Genomic DNA, 13,912 nt, shown 5'->3' on the forward strand with positions numbered 1-13,912 from the left:
GCTACGACTGTCGTTGCAGCGAGAAAGAACATAAGTCTATCAGCGTTTCCTTCAGTTGGGAAGGGGGAAATTGCATTGCCGCTTTTTCCGCCGCTGCGGCCTCGCGCTGCGCGGCCTGGAAGGTGACCTCCAGCGCGCCGCTGTCGTGGATGGCGGAGAACACGGCATCGAAGTGTTCGGTGCCGCCCTGCACGATAGCTTCGCGCGCGAGCGCGCGCTGCTCGGGCGTGCCGTGCTCGATCAGGTGCAGCAGCGGCAGCGTCGGCTTGCCTTCGCGCAGGTCGTCGCCGGCATTCTTGCCCATCTGCTCGGCGCTGGCCGTGTAGTCGAGCATGTCGTCGATCAGCTGGAAGGCGGTGCCGATGCGCCGGCCGTATTCGGCGGCGGCCTCTTCCAGCGCCGCGTCGGCGCCGGACAGGACCGCGCCGATCTGCGCCGAAGCTTCGAACAGCTTGGCGGTCTTGTAGCGGATCACCTTCAGGTAGCGCTCGACGGTGACGTCCGGGTCGTGCATGTTCAGCAGTTGCAGCACTTCACCTTCGGCGATCACGTTGGTGGCGTTGGAGAGGATCTCCATGATGCGCATGCTGCCGGCCTCCACCATCATCTGGAAGGCGCGCGAATAGAGGAAGTCTCCCACCAGCACGCTAGCGGCATTGCCGAAGGCCGCGTTGGCGGTCTCGCGGCCGCGGCGCAGTTCCGACTCGTCGACCACGTCGTCGTGCAGCAGGGTGGCGGTGTGGATGAACTCCACCACGGCGGCGAGGTCATGGTGGCGGTGGCCATCGTAGCCCAGGGCCCGCGCGACCAGCAGCAGGATCACCGGGCGCAGGCGCTTGCCGCCTGCGCCGATGATGTATTCGCCGATCTGTTCGATCAGGGGCACTTCCGAGGCGAGGCGCCGGCGGATGACTGCGTCGACGGCGCGCATGTCGGCAGCGACCGGGGCAAGCAGGGCAGTGGCGGAAGACTGGGACAAGATGATCACCGTTGCGCAAAACCGGACGATTATATGCGATGGGCGTGTATGTATGTCCGTCTCCAGGCGGGTGTCCCGGTTGCTGTGCGGCGCTGGCGGCGCGGGTGCGAGGGGCCTCGGCGGGCGTGGCTATAATCGGCGCATGGACAAGTCCCGCGACACGACCCGCCGCACCCGCCGCGCCGCCTGGTGGTGCGCCTTCGCCGCGCTGGCCGGCTTCCTGCTGGCCGATCTGGCCTGAGCGGCACAGCCTCGCCGGCGACGCCATGTGCGTGGATCGTCGCTGCCGGGCTATGTACCTGTTTTCTTTGCGCTTTTCTTCATTCTCGTATAGAATGCGCAGTTCTCTCCGGTAGCTTTCGCGAGCTGCGCCGGCCGCGCCACCTCCGTCACGGCGGAGCAGCGTGTCCTGTCCGGCGCGGAGCCTGGCCTCGCGCCAGGATGCGGCTGGTTCGTGCGCAGGTCATGCGCCGATCGTGCACCGGCGGGAGATAACCGGGCCAGCCGGCCGGCACCTCGACCTGTCGATGACAGTGGCATGGTGCAGTGGCACCGGTCTGGCATTCGGCGTTTTATACACATCGAGAGGTTCGACAATGTACGCGGTCGTAAAAACCGGCGGCAAGCAATACAAGGTTGCTGCTGGCGAAAAACTGAAAGTAGAACAGATACCGGCTGACATTGGCGCTGAAATCACGCTCGACCAGGTGCTCGCAGTGGGCGCAGGCGACCAGATCAAGTTTGGTACGCCGCTGGTGAGCGGGGCTTCCGTCAAAGCTACCGTTATCTCCCAAGGTCGTCACGACAAGGTGAAGATCTTCAAGATGCGCCGTCGTAAGCACTACCAGAAGCGTCAAGGCCATCGTCAGAATTACACCGAACTGCGTATCGAAGCCATCGTTGCCTGAGCATCGGCTCAGTCTGCATCGAATTCGAACGTAACCCGGTAAAGCGACAGGAGTTAAGTCATGGCACAGAAAAAAGGCGGCGGTTCTACACGGAACGGCCGCGATTCCGAATCGAAGCGCCTCGGCGTGAAGGTGTTTGGCGGCCAAGCCATTAATGCAGGCGGCATCATCGTGCGCCAGCGCGGTACCCGCGTGCATGCCGGCGACAACGTCGGCGTGGGCAAGGACCACACCCTCTTCGCCCTGGTTGACGGCCACGTGCAGTTCGCCGTCAAGGGCGCTGCGAAGAAGCAGCAGGTCAGCGTCGTTCCGGCAGCCTGATCTCCGCCTTTGCAGCAGGAAGGCCCCGCAACGCTTGCGGGGCTTTTTCTTTTCTGGCGACAATATTGCCGATGTCCGCCATCCGCCGTGGCCGCCTGGTGCCGAAAGGCAGGGCGGCCCGCACCAGCCACGGAAACCCATCATGAAGTTCATCGACGAAGCCCGCATCGAAGCCATCGCCGGCAACGGCGGCAATGGCAGCGCCTCGTTCCGGCGCGAGAAGTTTGTGCCCTTCGGCGGTCCGGATGGCGGTGACGGCGGGCGCGGCGGCAGCGTGTTCGCCGTGGCGGACCGCAACATCAATACCCTGATCGACTTCCGCTACGCCAAGAAGCACGTGGCGCGCAACGGCGAGAACGGCCGCGGCTCGGACTGCTATGGCGCGGCCGGCGAGGACGTCACGCTGCGCATGCCGGTGGGCACCCTGATCACCGACCTCGACAGCGGCGAACTGGTCGCGGACCTGACCGAGCATGGCCAGAAGGTCTGCCTGGCCGAGGGCGGCATGGGCGGCTGGGGCAACCTGCACTTCAAGTCCAGCACCAACCGCGCGCCGCGCCAGCAGGTGGACGGCAAGCCGGGCGAACGCCGCATGCTCAAGCTGGAGCTGAAGGTGCTGGCCGACGTCGGCCTGCTCGGCATGCCCAATGCCGGCAAGTCGACCTTCATCTCGCACGTCTCGAACGCGCGCCCGAAGATCGCCGACTATCCCTTCACCACGCTGCACCCCAACCTGGGCGTGGTGCGCGTCGACCATGAGCAGTCCTTCGTGGTGGCCGACATTCCCGGCCTGATCGAGGGTGCCGCCGAAGGCGCCGGCCTGGGCCACCAGTTCCTGCGCCACCTGCAGCGCACCGGACTGCTGCTGCATATCGTCGACCTGGCCCCCTTCGACGACGCGGTCGACCCGGTCGCCGAGGCGCGCGCGATCGTCAACGAGCTGAAGAAGTACGATGCGACGCTGTACGAGAAGCCGCGCTGGCTGGTGCTGAACAAGCTCGACATGGTGCCGGAAGACGAGCGCGAGGCCCGCGCCAAGGACTTCATCAAGCGCTACAAGTGGAAGGGGCCGGTGTTCCGCATCTCCGCGCTGACCGGCGAAGGCTGCCGTGAGCTGATCTACGCGATCAAGGACCACCTGGCCGCGATCAAGGCCGAGGAAGCTGCCGCGCTGGCCGAGCCGGACGTCCGCCTCGACGATCGCCTGCACAACGTCGAACGGGACGGCGGCGGGCCGGTCTGAGACGGGCCGCGCGGCGCAGGCGACGACACCACCAACATAACCATTCCGGGGGAATGCGGGCGGCGCCCCGGCGCCTGCCCGGCGGCAGCGTCCCCCACTCCTCGAGACAGGAAGCTCACCATGCAATCGGTCATCGCGCAGGCAAAGCGCATCGTCGCCAAGGTCGGATCCAGCCTGGTGACCAATGATGGCAAGGGCCTGGACCACGACGCCATCGCTCGTTGGGCGGCGCAGATCGCCAGCCTGCGTGCCAGTGGCAAGGAAGTGGTGCTGGTCAGTTCTGGCGCCATCGCGGAAGGCATGCAGCGGCTGGGCTGGAGCAAGCGTCCGAGTGAGATCCACGAGTTGCAGGCGGCCGCCGCAGTCGGCCAGATGGGCCTGGCGCAGGTCTACGAAAGCCAGTTCGGGCTGCATGGCATCCGCACCGCGCAGGTACTGCTGACGCACGCCGACCTTGCCGATCGCGAGCGCTACCTGAATGCGCGCTCGACGCTGGTGACCCTGCTCGGCCTCGGCGTGGTGCCGATCATCAACGAGAACGATACCGTCGTCACCGATGAGATCAAGTTCGGCGACAACGACACGCTGGGCGCGCTGGTGACCAACCTGATCGAAGGCGACGCGCTGGTGATCCTGACCGACCAGCGTGGCCTCTACACGGCCGATCCGCGCAAGGACCCGGCGGCCGAGTTCGTGCACGAGGCGCTGGCCGGTACGCTCGAGCTGGAGGCCATGGCCGGCGGCGCCGGCACGGCCATCGGTCGCGGCGGCATGCTGACCAAGATCCTGGCGGCCAAGCGCGCGGCCAAGTCGGGCGCCCATACCGTGATCGCTTCGGGGCGGGAGCCCCGCGTGCTGGAGCGGCTGGCGGCCGGCGAGGCCATCGGCACCCAGCTGCTGGCGCCGACCGGCCGGCTGACCGCGCGCAAGCAATGGATGACAGATCACCTGCAGCTGCGCGGGCGCCTGGTCATCGACGCGGGCGCGGTGGCCAAGCTGACCGCCAGCGGCACCTCGCTGCTGCCCATCGGCGTGGTCGAGGTGCAGGGCGAGTTCGTGCGCGGCGAAGTGGTTGCCTGTGTCGACCAGGCGGGGCGCGAGGTGGCGCGCGGCATGAGCAACTACTCCAGCGCCGAGGCGCGCCTGATCGCGCGCAAGCCCTCCGCGGAGATCGAGGCCGTGCTCGGGCACGTCAACGAGCCCGAACTCATCCACCGGGACAATCTGGTCCTGATGTAAGGCTGCCGCCGGCTGGGCGGCTCAGCCTCGCGGGCGCGGCGACGCGCCTGGTGTCCTGGATCGCAGATTCATCGGCAGCCCCTGCGGGGCTGCCGAGGGGCCGCTAGCGGAAGCCGTTCTGCGCCGGCTGGTCGCTGCGCAGGCGCTTGACGATGTCCTTGGCGCTGCCGTAGGCCGAGCGGCCGTCGCACAGGTAGTCGCGGCCCAGTGCGTCGGCGTAGTTGTTGCGGCTGCTCTGGCTGAGGCGGATCCATCCCTCGCGGCCGTCGCTGCGGTTACGCACCCAGCCCTTGGCGCCGGGCGGCAGCGTCGCGTACAGCTTGCGCTCGAAGGTATCGCAGCGCAGCGCCTCGAAGCTGGTATTGCGCACGCCGCTGGCGCTGGTGATCACCACGGTGTAGCGCACGGCGCCGTCTTCTCCGACCAATACCGACTTGGCGTCGACCGCGAACTTCAGCGTGGTGTTGGTCGGGCCGAATTCGAAGGGGATCAGGTCGGCGTCGCTGGGCAGCGCGGGCAGGGAGACCTCGACCTCCTTGAACGGCTTGCCGCCGAACAGGTCGTCGATCAGGTCGCCTTTCTTGTTGGGGAGCTCTTCCTCTTCAGCGTTGGCGGTCTGCGGCTTGCTGGGCGTGCTGCTGCACGCGGCCAGTCCGAGGCAGGCGGCGGCGGCCGCCAGCAGGCAGGCGGCACGCAGGCGCGGGCGAAGGCCGCGCCCGGCGAATTCAGTCATCGGTACTCCGTTCAGGGTTTGCCGGCAGCGCCGGCTGGATCGGGCCCGGATTGCCGCGGCCCGCGTTTTCCTGGCGCGCCTGTCCGTGGCGGCCGCCGTGGTGGCCGAGGTGATGGCCGTGTCCACCGTAGGGGCCGGCCATGCGGCCACGCTGCAGGAAGCGCGACAGCTCCGTCAGCGCCATCTGGTAGACCTCGCGCTTGAACTCGATCACCGCTTCGAGCGGCACCCAGTACTGGCTCCAGCGCCAGGCGTCGAACTCGGGGTGGTCGGTGGCGCGCAGGCGGATATCGCAATCCCGCGCGGCCATGCGCAGCAGGAACCAGATCTGCTTCTGGCCCCGGTAGTGGCCGCGGATTTCGCGGCGGATGAACTTGTCCGGCACCTCATAACGCAGCCAGTCGCGGGTACGACCCACGATTCGGACATGTTCGGGCAGCAGTCCGACCTCTTCATGCAGTTCGCGGTACATCGCCTGTTCCGGCGTCTCGCCGTATTTGATGCCGCCTTGAGGAAACTGCCACGAATGTTCGCCGATACGTTTGCCCCAGAACACCTCGTTCCGTGCGTTGATGAGGATAATGCCGACGTTCGGGCGAAAGCCTTCACGATCGAGCATGACTGCACCTCGAATCCTTTAGAATTACGTCGATTATAAAGCGCGCGGTACGGCCTGAGTGGGCAGGTGCTGGTTTTCCCCAGCGGAAGCGTCGTTTCAGGCGCGTGCGTACAGGATTTGGTGCGGTGGCACTCCGGAATCGGCCGGGGGGGCCGGACCCTAAGAGAAAGCTACGGATGAAAGCCTCGCAATTCTTCATTTCCACCCTCAAGGAAGCCCCTTCCGACGCGGAAATCGTCTCGCACAAGCTGATGATGCGCGCCGGCATGATCAAGAAGCTGGGCGCGGGCATCTACAACTACATGCCGATCGGCCTGCGCGTGATCCGCAAGGTGGAGAACATCGTGCGCGAGGAGATGAACCGGGCCGGCGCGGTCGAGTTGTCGATGCCCGTGATCCAGCCGGCCGAGCTGTGGCAGGAGACCGGCCGCTGGGACAAGATGGGCCCGGAGCTGCTGCGCCTGAAGGATCGCCACGAGCGCGATTTCGCCGTGCAGCCGACCTCGGAGGAGGTCGTGACCGACATCGCGCGCAGCGAGATCCGCAGCTACAAGCAGCTGCCGATCAACTTCTACCAGATCCAGACCAAGTTCCGCGACGAGCGCCGGCCGCGCTTCGGCATCATGCGCGGCCGCGAGTTCACCATGAAGGACGCCTATTCCTTCGACCGCGACCTGGACGGCATGAAGGCTTCGTACCAGAAGATGTATGACGCCTACGTGCGCATCTTCCAGCGCTTCGGCCTGGAATTCCGCGCGGTGGCGGCCGACAACGGCGCCATCGGCGGTTCGGGCTCGCATGAGTTCCACGTGATCGCCGACACCGGCGAGGACGCCATCGTCTACTGCCCGGACTCCGACTACGCCGCCAACATGGAGGCGGCCGAGGCGCTGCCGCTGCTGGTCAGCCGCGCTGCCGCCGCCGAGCCGCTGGTGAAGGCGTCGACGCCGGAGAAGGCCAAGTGCGAGCACGTGGCCGAGTTCCTCGGCATCCCGCTGGAGCGTACCGTCAAGTCGATCGTGCTGGCCACCGACGGCGAGGCCGGCACGCAGGTCTGGCTGCTGCTGATCCGCGGCGATCATGAGCTGAACGAGATCAAGGCATCGAAGGTGCCCGGCCTGGCCGACTTCCGCTTCGCCACCGAGAACGAGATCGTTGACGCCTTCGGTTCGCCGCCGGGCTACCTGGGCCCGGTGGGCACCAGGAAGCCGGTCAAGCTGGTGGTGGACCGCACCGTCGCCAATATGAGCGATTTCTGCTGCGGCGCCAACGAGCGCGACTACCACTACACCGGCGTCAACTGGGGCCGCGACCTGCCCGAGCCGCAGGTGGCCGACCTGCGCAACGTGGTCGAGGGCGACGCCTCGCCCGACGGCAAGGGCCGCCTGTCCATCTGCCGCGGCATCGAGGTGGGCCACGTGTTCATGCTCGGCACGCGCTACTCGGTCGACATGAACGCCAACTTCCTCGACGAGAACGGCAAGACCCAGCCGATGCAGATGGGCTGCTACGGCATCGGCGTCACGCGTATCCTCGGTGCCGCCATCGAGCAGAATTTCGACGAGCGCGGCATCATCTGGCCGGCCGCCATCGCGCCCTTCGAGGTGGTGGTGTGCCCGGTCGGCTACGACCGCAACGAGGCGGTCAAGGCCGAGGCCGACCGCATCCATGCCGAGCTGCTCGCGGCCGGCGTCGACGTGATCCTGGATGACCGCGGCGAGCGTCCCGGCGTGATGTTCGCCGACTGGGAGCTGATCGGCGTGCCGCACCGCGTGGTGGTGGGCGATCGCGGCCTGAAGGAGGGCAAAGTCGAGTACCAGGGCCGGCGCGACGCGCAGGCGACCGCGGTGGCGGTGGCCGACGTGGTCGGCCACGTACGCGGCCTGCTCGCCGGCTGACGCGGCTGACGGTGCGCGCGCCACGCCCAGCTTCCAGCCTGTCCGCTACCCGGCTCGGCGCCGGGCGGCTGGCGCGCGCGGGCGGCGCCCTGTTCCTGGTGGTGGCGGCAGCCGCCGCCCACGCCGGCGCACAGAAGGAAGAAGATCTCGCCGACTCGGTGCGCGGCGCGCTGGCCGCCGCCATCGCCGACGGCCGCCCGGTGCGGCCCGTCTTCGCCAGCGGCGGGGAGCGGCTGGCCTACCTGAAATGGCTGGACGAGATGTCGCGCCGGCTGGAGAGCCGCATCCCCGAATCGCAGACGCGCGTCGAGCTGATCGAGACCGCTTACTACGAAGCCAAGCGTGCGGGACTGGAGCCGGCGCTGGTGCTCGGCCTGATGCAGGTCGAGAGCAATTTCCGCAAGTACGCCATCAGTGCCGCCGGCGCGCGCGGCCTGATGCAGGTGATGCCGTTCTGGACGCGCAGCATCGGCGACAGCGATTCCCGCAAACTGTTCCACCTGCAGAGCAACCTGCGCTACGGCTGCACCATCCTGCGTTACTACCTCGACCGCGAGCAGGGCGACCTGTTCCTCGCCCTGGGCCGCTACAACGGCAGCCGCGGCCGTCCTGAATACCCGAATGCCGTGCTGGCCGCGTGGAAGCGCTGGCAGTATTCCGAAGTCTCGGTCACCGTGGCCGGCGATCCGGCGCCTGCCGCGCCGCGCGCCGCGCCGGGCGGCCTGGCCGAGCGCCCCGCCGGCAACCCCTTCTCTGCGCGGCGCCTCGCCAATCCGTCATGAGCGCGCAGCCCGGCAATGCGGCCGGCGCCACCGGCCACACGGTCTCGTCGCCGGAGCTGGAGCGCTGGCTGGTGCGCCACATTGCACTCGGCTTCGGTGTCGAAGCCCTGGTGCGCTCGATGTGCCTGTCCGGCTACGAGGCCGGCTTCGCCCGCACCACCGTGCTGGCGGCCCTCGCCGTGGCACCTGCGCGCGACGCCGCCGCATCCGCGCCGGCGGCCGGGGCTGCGGGCGATGCCATGCAGAACGTGCACCGGCATGGCGCCCACGACACGCGGCTGCTGTTCTCGCTGCAGGCGCCGCGCGTTTCGCTCTACCAGGGTTTGCTGGATGCCGCCGAGTGCGACGCCCTGGTGGCGCTGGCGCGCGGGCGGCTGGCGCGCTCGCCGGTGGTCAATCCCGACACCGGCGACGAAAACCTGATCGATGCGCGCACCAGCTTGGGCGCCATGTTCCAGGTGGGCGAGCACCCCCTGATCGCCCGCATCGAAGCGCGTATCGCCGCGCTCACGGGCGTGCCGGCCGAGCATGGCGAAGGCCTGCAGATCCTCAACTACAAGCCCGGCGGCCAGTACCAGCCGCACTACGACTATTTCCATCCGGAGCGGCCGGGCGAGGCGCGCCAGCTGCGCGTCGGCGGCCAGCGCATCGCCACCCTGGTGATCTACCTGAACAGCCCGCCGGCCGGCGGCGCCACGGCCTTTCCGCGCCTGGGCCTGGAGGTGGCGCCGGTGCAGGGCAATGCGGTCTACTTCGCCTACCGCTTGCCGGACGGACGTCTCGACGAGCGGACCCTGCACGCGGGCCTGCCGGTGACAGCGGGCGAGAAATGGATCGCAACCAAATGGCTGCGCGAGCGTCCGTACCGGAACCTGCCTTGAGTCCGGCCAGGCCGGCCGCGCGCCTCTGGTTCGATGCCGCGCTCCCGTTCGCCGAGTACCGGTGCGCCGGCGACGGCGGCGCCGCCTACCTGCCGCATACGCATCCGACCCTGTCGATCGGCGCGGTTGACGGCGGCGGCAGTGTTTTCCGCTGGACCGGCGGTGTCGAGCACCTGGCGCCCGGTACGGTGGTGGTCGTGCCCGCCGAGCGCGTGCATGCCTGCAATCCCTTGCCGGATGGCCGCTGGAGCTACCAGATGCTGCACCTTGAACCGTGCTGGGTGCGGGGCGTGCTGGCGGAGATTGCCGCCCACGGCGGCGCGATCGACGCTCTGGACGAAGTCGACGTGCGGCGCGAGGCGGCCAGCTACCGGGCGCTGCGCACCCTGGGCGGGATCCTGTTCTCCCCGGCCGATGCCGAGACCAAGGAGGCGGCCCTGGTGGGCGTGGTCGGCGACCTGCTTGCCGGCCGCGGCGCCTTGACACGCCAGCCGGCGCCGACCGCCCCCATGCTGCCGGCCGCGCGGCTGGCGCACCTGAAAGCGCTGCTGCAGGCGCGTCACGCCGAGCGCCTGCCGCTGGCCGAACTGGCGCGCGAAGCCGGCATGAGCCGATATCACCTGATCCGCGCCTTCCGCGCCGGGACCGGCCTGACGCCGCACGCCTACCAGCTCGACCAGCGCATCAACCAGGCACGCCGGCTGCTGCGCGCGGGCGGTGTCCTGGCCGACGTCGCGCTGCAACTGGGATTCGCCGACCAGAGCCACTTCCAGCGAGCCTTCAAGCAGCGCGTGGCGATGACACCGCTGGCCTACCAGCGCGGCGGGCGTGGCGCCGCGGCAGACGCCGCGCCCGCCGCGCCCGCCGCGCGCGAAATGCGGCCATGACCGTGGCGCTGCCGCCGCGCCGGGGCGGGCCAGCCACGCCAGGTGCCGAGCCGGGCATCGCCGGCGTGACCGGGTGCTATCGCGAGGCGCCGCCGGACCTGGCGCTGCGCGGGCATTTTTCCTGCTTCTGGAGCAGCACGCTGCCGCCCGGGCCGGCCCGCGCGGTGGCGGTGCTGCCCGATGGCTGCGTGGACGTCCTCTGGCGCGATGGCGCGCTGCGTGTGGTCGGTCCGGATGTGACGGCTGCACACCCGGACCTGGCGCCGGGCGCGCACGTGCTGGGTGCCCGCTTTCGTGCGGGCGCGGCGCGCGCTTGGCTTGGCCTGCCGCTGTCGGAACTGGTCGGGCGCGCCGTGGCCCTGGAGGATCTATGGGGGAGGGCCGCCGCGGACATGGCGGCGCGCGTGCAGGAAGCCAGGGATCCGCTTGGCCAGGCGCGCGCCTTCCACCAGGAACTGCTTGCGGCAAGCCGCCGCGTGGCACCGGCCGAGGTGCGCGCGGCCGAGCTGTTCCGCCTGTGCGGGCTGCCCGTCGAGGACGGCGCGCGCGCGTTGGCGATACGGAAGCGGCTGGATCTCAGCGAACGTAGCGTGCGGCGTCTATGCCACGATCATTTCGGCTACGGGACCAAGACGCTGGAACGTATCCTGCGCTTCCAGCGCTTCTTTGCCCGCCTGCGCGGGCTGCCGGGCGCGGCATCGCTGGCGCTCCTCGCCGCCGAGGCGGGCTATGCCGACCAGGCCCACCTCGGCCGCGAGGTTCAGGCGCTTTGCGGCATCACGCCGGCGCGCCTGCGGCAGCAGTTGCGGGCGGATCAGGCGCTCTAGCGGCAACGCTGCGGGGGGAGCCGCGAGGCGGCGCGATCTGCACGTGCCGTTCCCGCCGCTGGCCGTTTCGTTCAAGACGGCGGCGCGCGCTGCCCTCATGCTGTAGCCTGCACTTCCGATTGATTCAATCCATTCCATTCCATTCCACAGGAGGCAGCCATGGGAATCCGGGGCAAGGACAGCCAGATCGACAACATCGAATTCAACGTGGGCGACATCGCACGCAGCAAGCGTTTCTACGGCGAGGTGTTCGGCTGGACCTTCACTGACTATGGGCCGGCCTATTGCGAGTTCAGCGATGGCCGGCTGACCGGTGGCTTCACCACCGGCGCGGCGGTCCGGCCGGGCGGGCCGCTGGTCATCCTGTACAGCGAGGACCTGGCTGATGCCCGGCAGCGCATCGTGGCCGCCGGCGGGCGCATCAGCCAGGAGGTATTCGAATTCCCGGGAGGCCGGCGCTTCCATTTCACCGACCCGGACGGCTACGAGCTGGCCGTCTGGACGGCCGCCTGAGTCTTCCGCCCGCGGTCCCCGGCCGCGCAATTTCCTTCAATACGGCGCGGCGCGGCGGGCCGACACTGCCATCATCCGATGGAGGACGGAGATGGATCTGCTGAATGCGCCCGGCGGCCTCGCGCCGCAATTCGCCATGGTGGCCGGCGCCCACCTGCTGGCCCTGCTGAGCCCGGGCCCGGATTTCCTGCTGGTGGTGCGCAGCGGCCTGCTGCATGGCCCGCGCCGGACGGCCGCGGTCTGCCTGGGCATCGCCCTCGGCAACGGGGTCTTCATCCTGCTGGCGCTGGCCGGACTGGCTGCCAGCCGGGCCAGCCAGGCTTGGCTGGACGGCCTGCAATGGGCCGGTTGCGCTTACCTGGTGTGGCTGGGCTGGCGCTTCCTGCGCGTGCGCGGCGGCTTCGCTCTGCCCGATGGGGTGCAGCCGGGGCAGGGCGGGGCGACGGTCCCGGTTGCCTGGGCTGCACAGCTCGGCACGGGCCTGCTGTCGGCGCTGCTCAATCCCAAGAACGCCCTGTTCTATGCCAGCCTGTTCGCCATGCTGGCCGCACAGCACACGCCGCCGGCCATCCAGGCCGCCTACGGGGCCTGGATGTTCTGCGCCGTGTTCGGCTGGGACCTGCTGGTGGCGTACGGAGCCGGACACCCGGCCGTGGCCTCGCGTTTCGCCCGCTCGACCACTGCGGTCGGCCGCTGCACGGGATTGGCCTTGTGGGGCCTGGCCACCGTCGTGGCGGTGCGCTCTTGGCGGAGCTAGGCCGAACCCGGTCGCATCCGATATCCATGCCGGTACATTTGTGGAAAAGTGTACCGGTACTGTGCTGGTAACCGTCGCTAGACTGAGCAGGTCGTTTTCATCCCCTGCTTTTCGCCCCTAAGACGGAGTCCTCTCATGGCACTGCTTCAGCTCGCTGCCGGCTCCGGCGTCTTCGCCGCCTTCTGCGGCTTCGCGCTGGTGTCCTCGGTCACCCCCGGTCCCAACAATACGATGGTGCTGGCCTCCGGCGTCAACTTCGGCTTCGCCCGCACGGTTCCGCACCTGCTCGGCATCAGCCTGGGCTTCTCGCTGATGGTAGCCCTGGTGGGCCTGGGCCTGGGCTCGCTGTTCACGGCATTGCCGTGGACCTGGCAGGTCCTGCGCGTGGCGGCTGCGCTGTACCTGACATGGCTGGCCTGGAAGCTCGCGACGGGCGGCGGCGTGCAGGAACGCAGCGTGGCGCGGCCGATGGGCTTCCTGCGCGCGGCGGCCTTCCAGTGGGTGAATCCCAAGGCCTGGGTGATGGCGGTGGGCGCGTGCAGCACCTATGTGCTGCACGGCAACCTGTGGGTCAACGTCCTGCTGCTGTCGGGGATCTTCGCCGTGATCAACCTGCCCAGCGTGGCCATGTGGGCGGTGTTCGGCTCGGCGCTGCGCCGCTGGCTGGCCGACCCGCGGGTGCTGCGGGTCTTCAATGTGGCGATGGCGCTGCTGCTGCTCGCCTCGCTGTGGCCTATCCTCAGCGCAAGGCCCTGATGGCGCCGAGATTGCGCCAGTAGCCCTTGGCATCCATGCCGCAGCCGAACACATAGCGGTCCGGCACGGTGAAGCCGCAAAAGTCCGGATGCATGGGCTTGGCCTTGGCCAGCGTCTTTTCGCACAGCACGGCGGCGTGGAACTCGCGCGCGCCCATGTCCATGATGCGCTGGCGGATGGCCGCCATGGTCTCGCCTTCGTCGAGGATGTCGTCGAGCACCAGTACCACGCGGTCCTTGACCGATTCGCGCGGCGCCACGCGCCATTGCATTTCCCCGCCCACCGTCTTGTTGTTGTAGCGGGACAGGTGGATGTAGTCGAATTCCAGCGGGAAGGCCAGCTTGGGCAGCAGCATGCCGGTGAAGACCACGGCGCCGCCCATCACGGACAGCACCAGCGGGAAGGTGTCGCCGATCTTGGCGGTGATCTCGGCTGCCATGCGGTCGAGTGAGGCCTGCACGGCTTCTGCGCTGACGATTTCCTCGGAATTGGCCCACAGTTCGCGGGCCTGTTCGGCGGTCATCATGATGGTTCTTCCTATCTCGTTTCTTGGCGTGGGGGCGTGGGGG

Annotated in this window: 16 protein-coding genes; 12 read left to right on the forward strand and 4 right to left on the reverse strand. The window is 68.6% G+C overall.

Annotated features, from left to right (window positions below; all coding sequences use genetic code 11):
- Position 1 precedes the first annotated feature (1 nt).
- Complete coding sequence (gene ispB, locus BKK79_RS13565; RefSeq protein ID WP_071015561.1) at positions 2 to 931, reverse strand: octaprenyl diphosphate synthase; 930 nt, start codon at positions 929 to 931, stop codon at positions 2 to 4.
- A 644-nt stretch (positions 932 to 1,575) separates the two neighbouring features.
- Here ispB and rplU point away from each other — a divergent pair.
- The 4 genes from rplU to proB all read left to right on the forward strand — a co-directional run bounded on the left by rplU (position 1,576) and on the right by proB (position 4,690).
- A complete protein-coding gene (gene rplU / locus BKK79_RS13570) occupies positions 1,576 to 1,887 on the forward strand; it encodes a 50S ribosomal protein L21 (protein WP_006576525.1) in 312 nt (103 codons plus the stop codon).
- A gap of 60 nt (positions 1,888 to 1,947) precedes the next feature.
- Positions 1,948 to 2,208 carry a 50S ribosomal protein L27 gene (gene rpmA, locus BKK79_RS13575; protein ID WP_071015560.1) on the forward strand — a complete coding sequence of 87 codons (261 nt, stop codon included), beginning with the start codon at positions 1,948 to 1,950 and terminating at the stop codon, positions 2,206 to 2,208.
- Between the two features lie 142 nt (positions 2,209 to 2,350).
- The gene (gene obgE / locus BKK79_RS13580; protein ID WP_071015558.1) at positions 2,351 to 3,451 is read left to right on the forward strand and encodes a GTPase ObgE; all 1,101 of its coding nucleotides are present in this window, start codon (positions 2,351 to 2,353) and stop codon (positions 3,449 to 3,451) included.
- A gap of 120 nt (positions 3,452 to 3,571) precedes the next feature.
- Entirely contained in the window at positions 3,572 to 4,690 is a 1,119-nt protein-coding gene (gene proB, locus BKK79_RS13585) for a glutamate 5-kinase (protein WP_071015556.1), read from the forward strand.
- A gap of 103 nt (positions 4,691 to 4,793) precedes the next feature.
- Here the strand turns inward: proB and BKK79_RS13590 are convergent, their stop codons facing one another.
- On the reverse strand, positions 4,794 to 5,423 hold the full coding sequence (locus BKK79_RS13590) for a CNP1-like family protein (RefSeq protein ID WP_071015554.1): 630 nt from the start codon (positions 5,421 to 5,423) through the stop codon (positions 4,794 to 4,796).
- Positions 5,416 to 6,042, reverse strand: coding sequence for an RNA pyrophosphohydrolase (locus tag BKK79_RS13595; protein ID WP_071015552.1), 627 nt, complete (start codon positions 6,040 to 6,042; stop codon positions 5,416 to 5,418). Before BKK79_RS13595 ends, BKK79_RS13590 begins: the two co-directional genes overlap by 8 nt.
- A 176-nt stretch (positions 6,043 to 6,218) precedes the next feature.
- On the opposite strand from BKK79_RS13595, the gene BKK79_RS13600 reads away from it, so the two are divergent.
- The 8 genes from BKK79_RS13600 to BKK79_RS13635 all read left to right on the forward strand — a co-directional run bounded on the left by BKK79_RS13600 (position 6,219) and on the right by BKK79_RS13635 (position 13,343).
- A complete protein-coding gene (locus BKK79_RS13600; RefSeq protein ID WP_071037874.1) occupies positions 6,219 to 7,940 on the forward strand; it encodes a proline--tRNA ligase in 1,722 nt (573 codons plus the stop codon).
- Positions 7,941 to 8,008: 68 nt separating this feature from the next.
- Positions 8,009 to 8,722, forward strand: coding sequence for a lytic transglycosylase domain-containing protein (locus BKK79_RS13605; protein ID WP_071016591.1), 714 nt, complete (start codon positions 8,009 to 8,011; stop codon positions 8,720 to 8,722).
- Positions 8,719 to 9,603 (forward strand): 2OG-Fe(II) oxygenase, encoded by an 885-nt coding sequence (locus BKK79_RS13610; RefSeq protein ID WP_071015548.1) that lies wholly within the window; start codon positions 8,719 to 8,721, stop codon positions 9,601 to 9,603. Before BKK79_RS13605 ends, BKK79_RS13610 begins: the two co-directional genes overlap by 4 nt.
- Entirely contained in the window at positions 9,600 to 10,490 is an 891-nt protein-coding gene (locus BKK79_RS13615; protein WP_071037875.1) for a helix-turn-helix transcriptional regulator, read from the forward strand. The genes BKK79_RS13610 and BKK79_RS13615 overlap by 4 nt, the downstream gene beginning before the upstream one ends.
- Positions 10,487 to 11,317, forward strand: coding sequence for a DUF6597 domain-containing transcriptional factor (locus BKK79_RS13620; protein WP_084084711.1), 831 nt, complete (start codon positions 10,487 to 10,489; stop codon positions 11,315 to 11,317). The genes BKK79_RS13615 and BKK79_RS13620 overlap by 4 nt, the downstream gene beginning before the upstream one ends.
- A 159-nt stretch (positions 11,318 to 11,476) precedes the next feature.
- Positions 11,477 to 11,830, forward strand: a complete 354-nt coding sequence (locus tag BKK79_RS13625) for a VOC family protein (RefSeq protein ID WP_071015544.1) — start codon at positions 11,477 to 11,479, stop codon at positions 11,828 to 11,830.
- A 91-nt stretch (positions 11,831 to 11,921) separates the two neighbouring features.
- Complete coding sequence (locus BKK79_RS13630; RefSeq protein WP_071015542.1) at positions 11,922 to 12,587, forward strand: LysE family translocator; 666 nt, start codon at positions 11,922 to 11,924, stop codon at positions 12,585 to 12,587.
- 135 nt (positions 12,588 to 12,722) lie between these two features.
- Positions 12,723 to 13,343, forward strand: coding sequence for a LysE family translocator (locus tag BKK79_RS13635; protein WP_071015540.1), 621 nt, complete (start codon positions 12,723 to 12,725; stop codon positions 13,341 to 13,343).
- Here BKK79_RS13635 and BKK79_RS13640 read toward each other — a convergent pair.
- Positions 13,327 to 13,869 carry a hypoxanthine-guanine phosphoribosyltransferase gene (locus tag BKK79_RS13640; protein ID WP_071015537.1) on the reverse strand — a complete coding sequence of 181 codons (543 nt, stop codon included), beginning with the start codon at positions 13,867 to 13,869 and terminating at the stop codon, positions 13,327 to 13,329. The two genes, BKK79_RS13635 and BKK79_RS13640, sit on opposite strands and share 17 nt — an antisense overlap.
- Between the last annotated feature and the right edge of the window lie 43 nt (positions 13,870 to 13,912).

This window comes from Cupriavidus sp. USMAA2-4 (assembly GCF_001854305.1).
Taxonomy (GTDB): domain Bacteria; phylum Pseudomonadota; class Gammaproteobacteria; order Burkholderiales; family Burkholderiaceae; genus Cupriavidus; species Cupriavidus malaysiensis.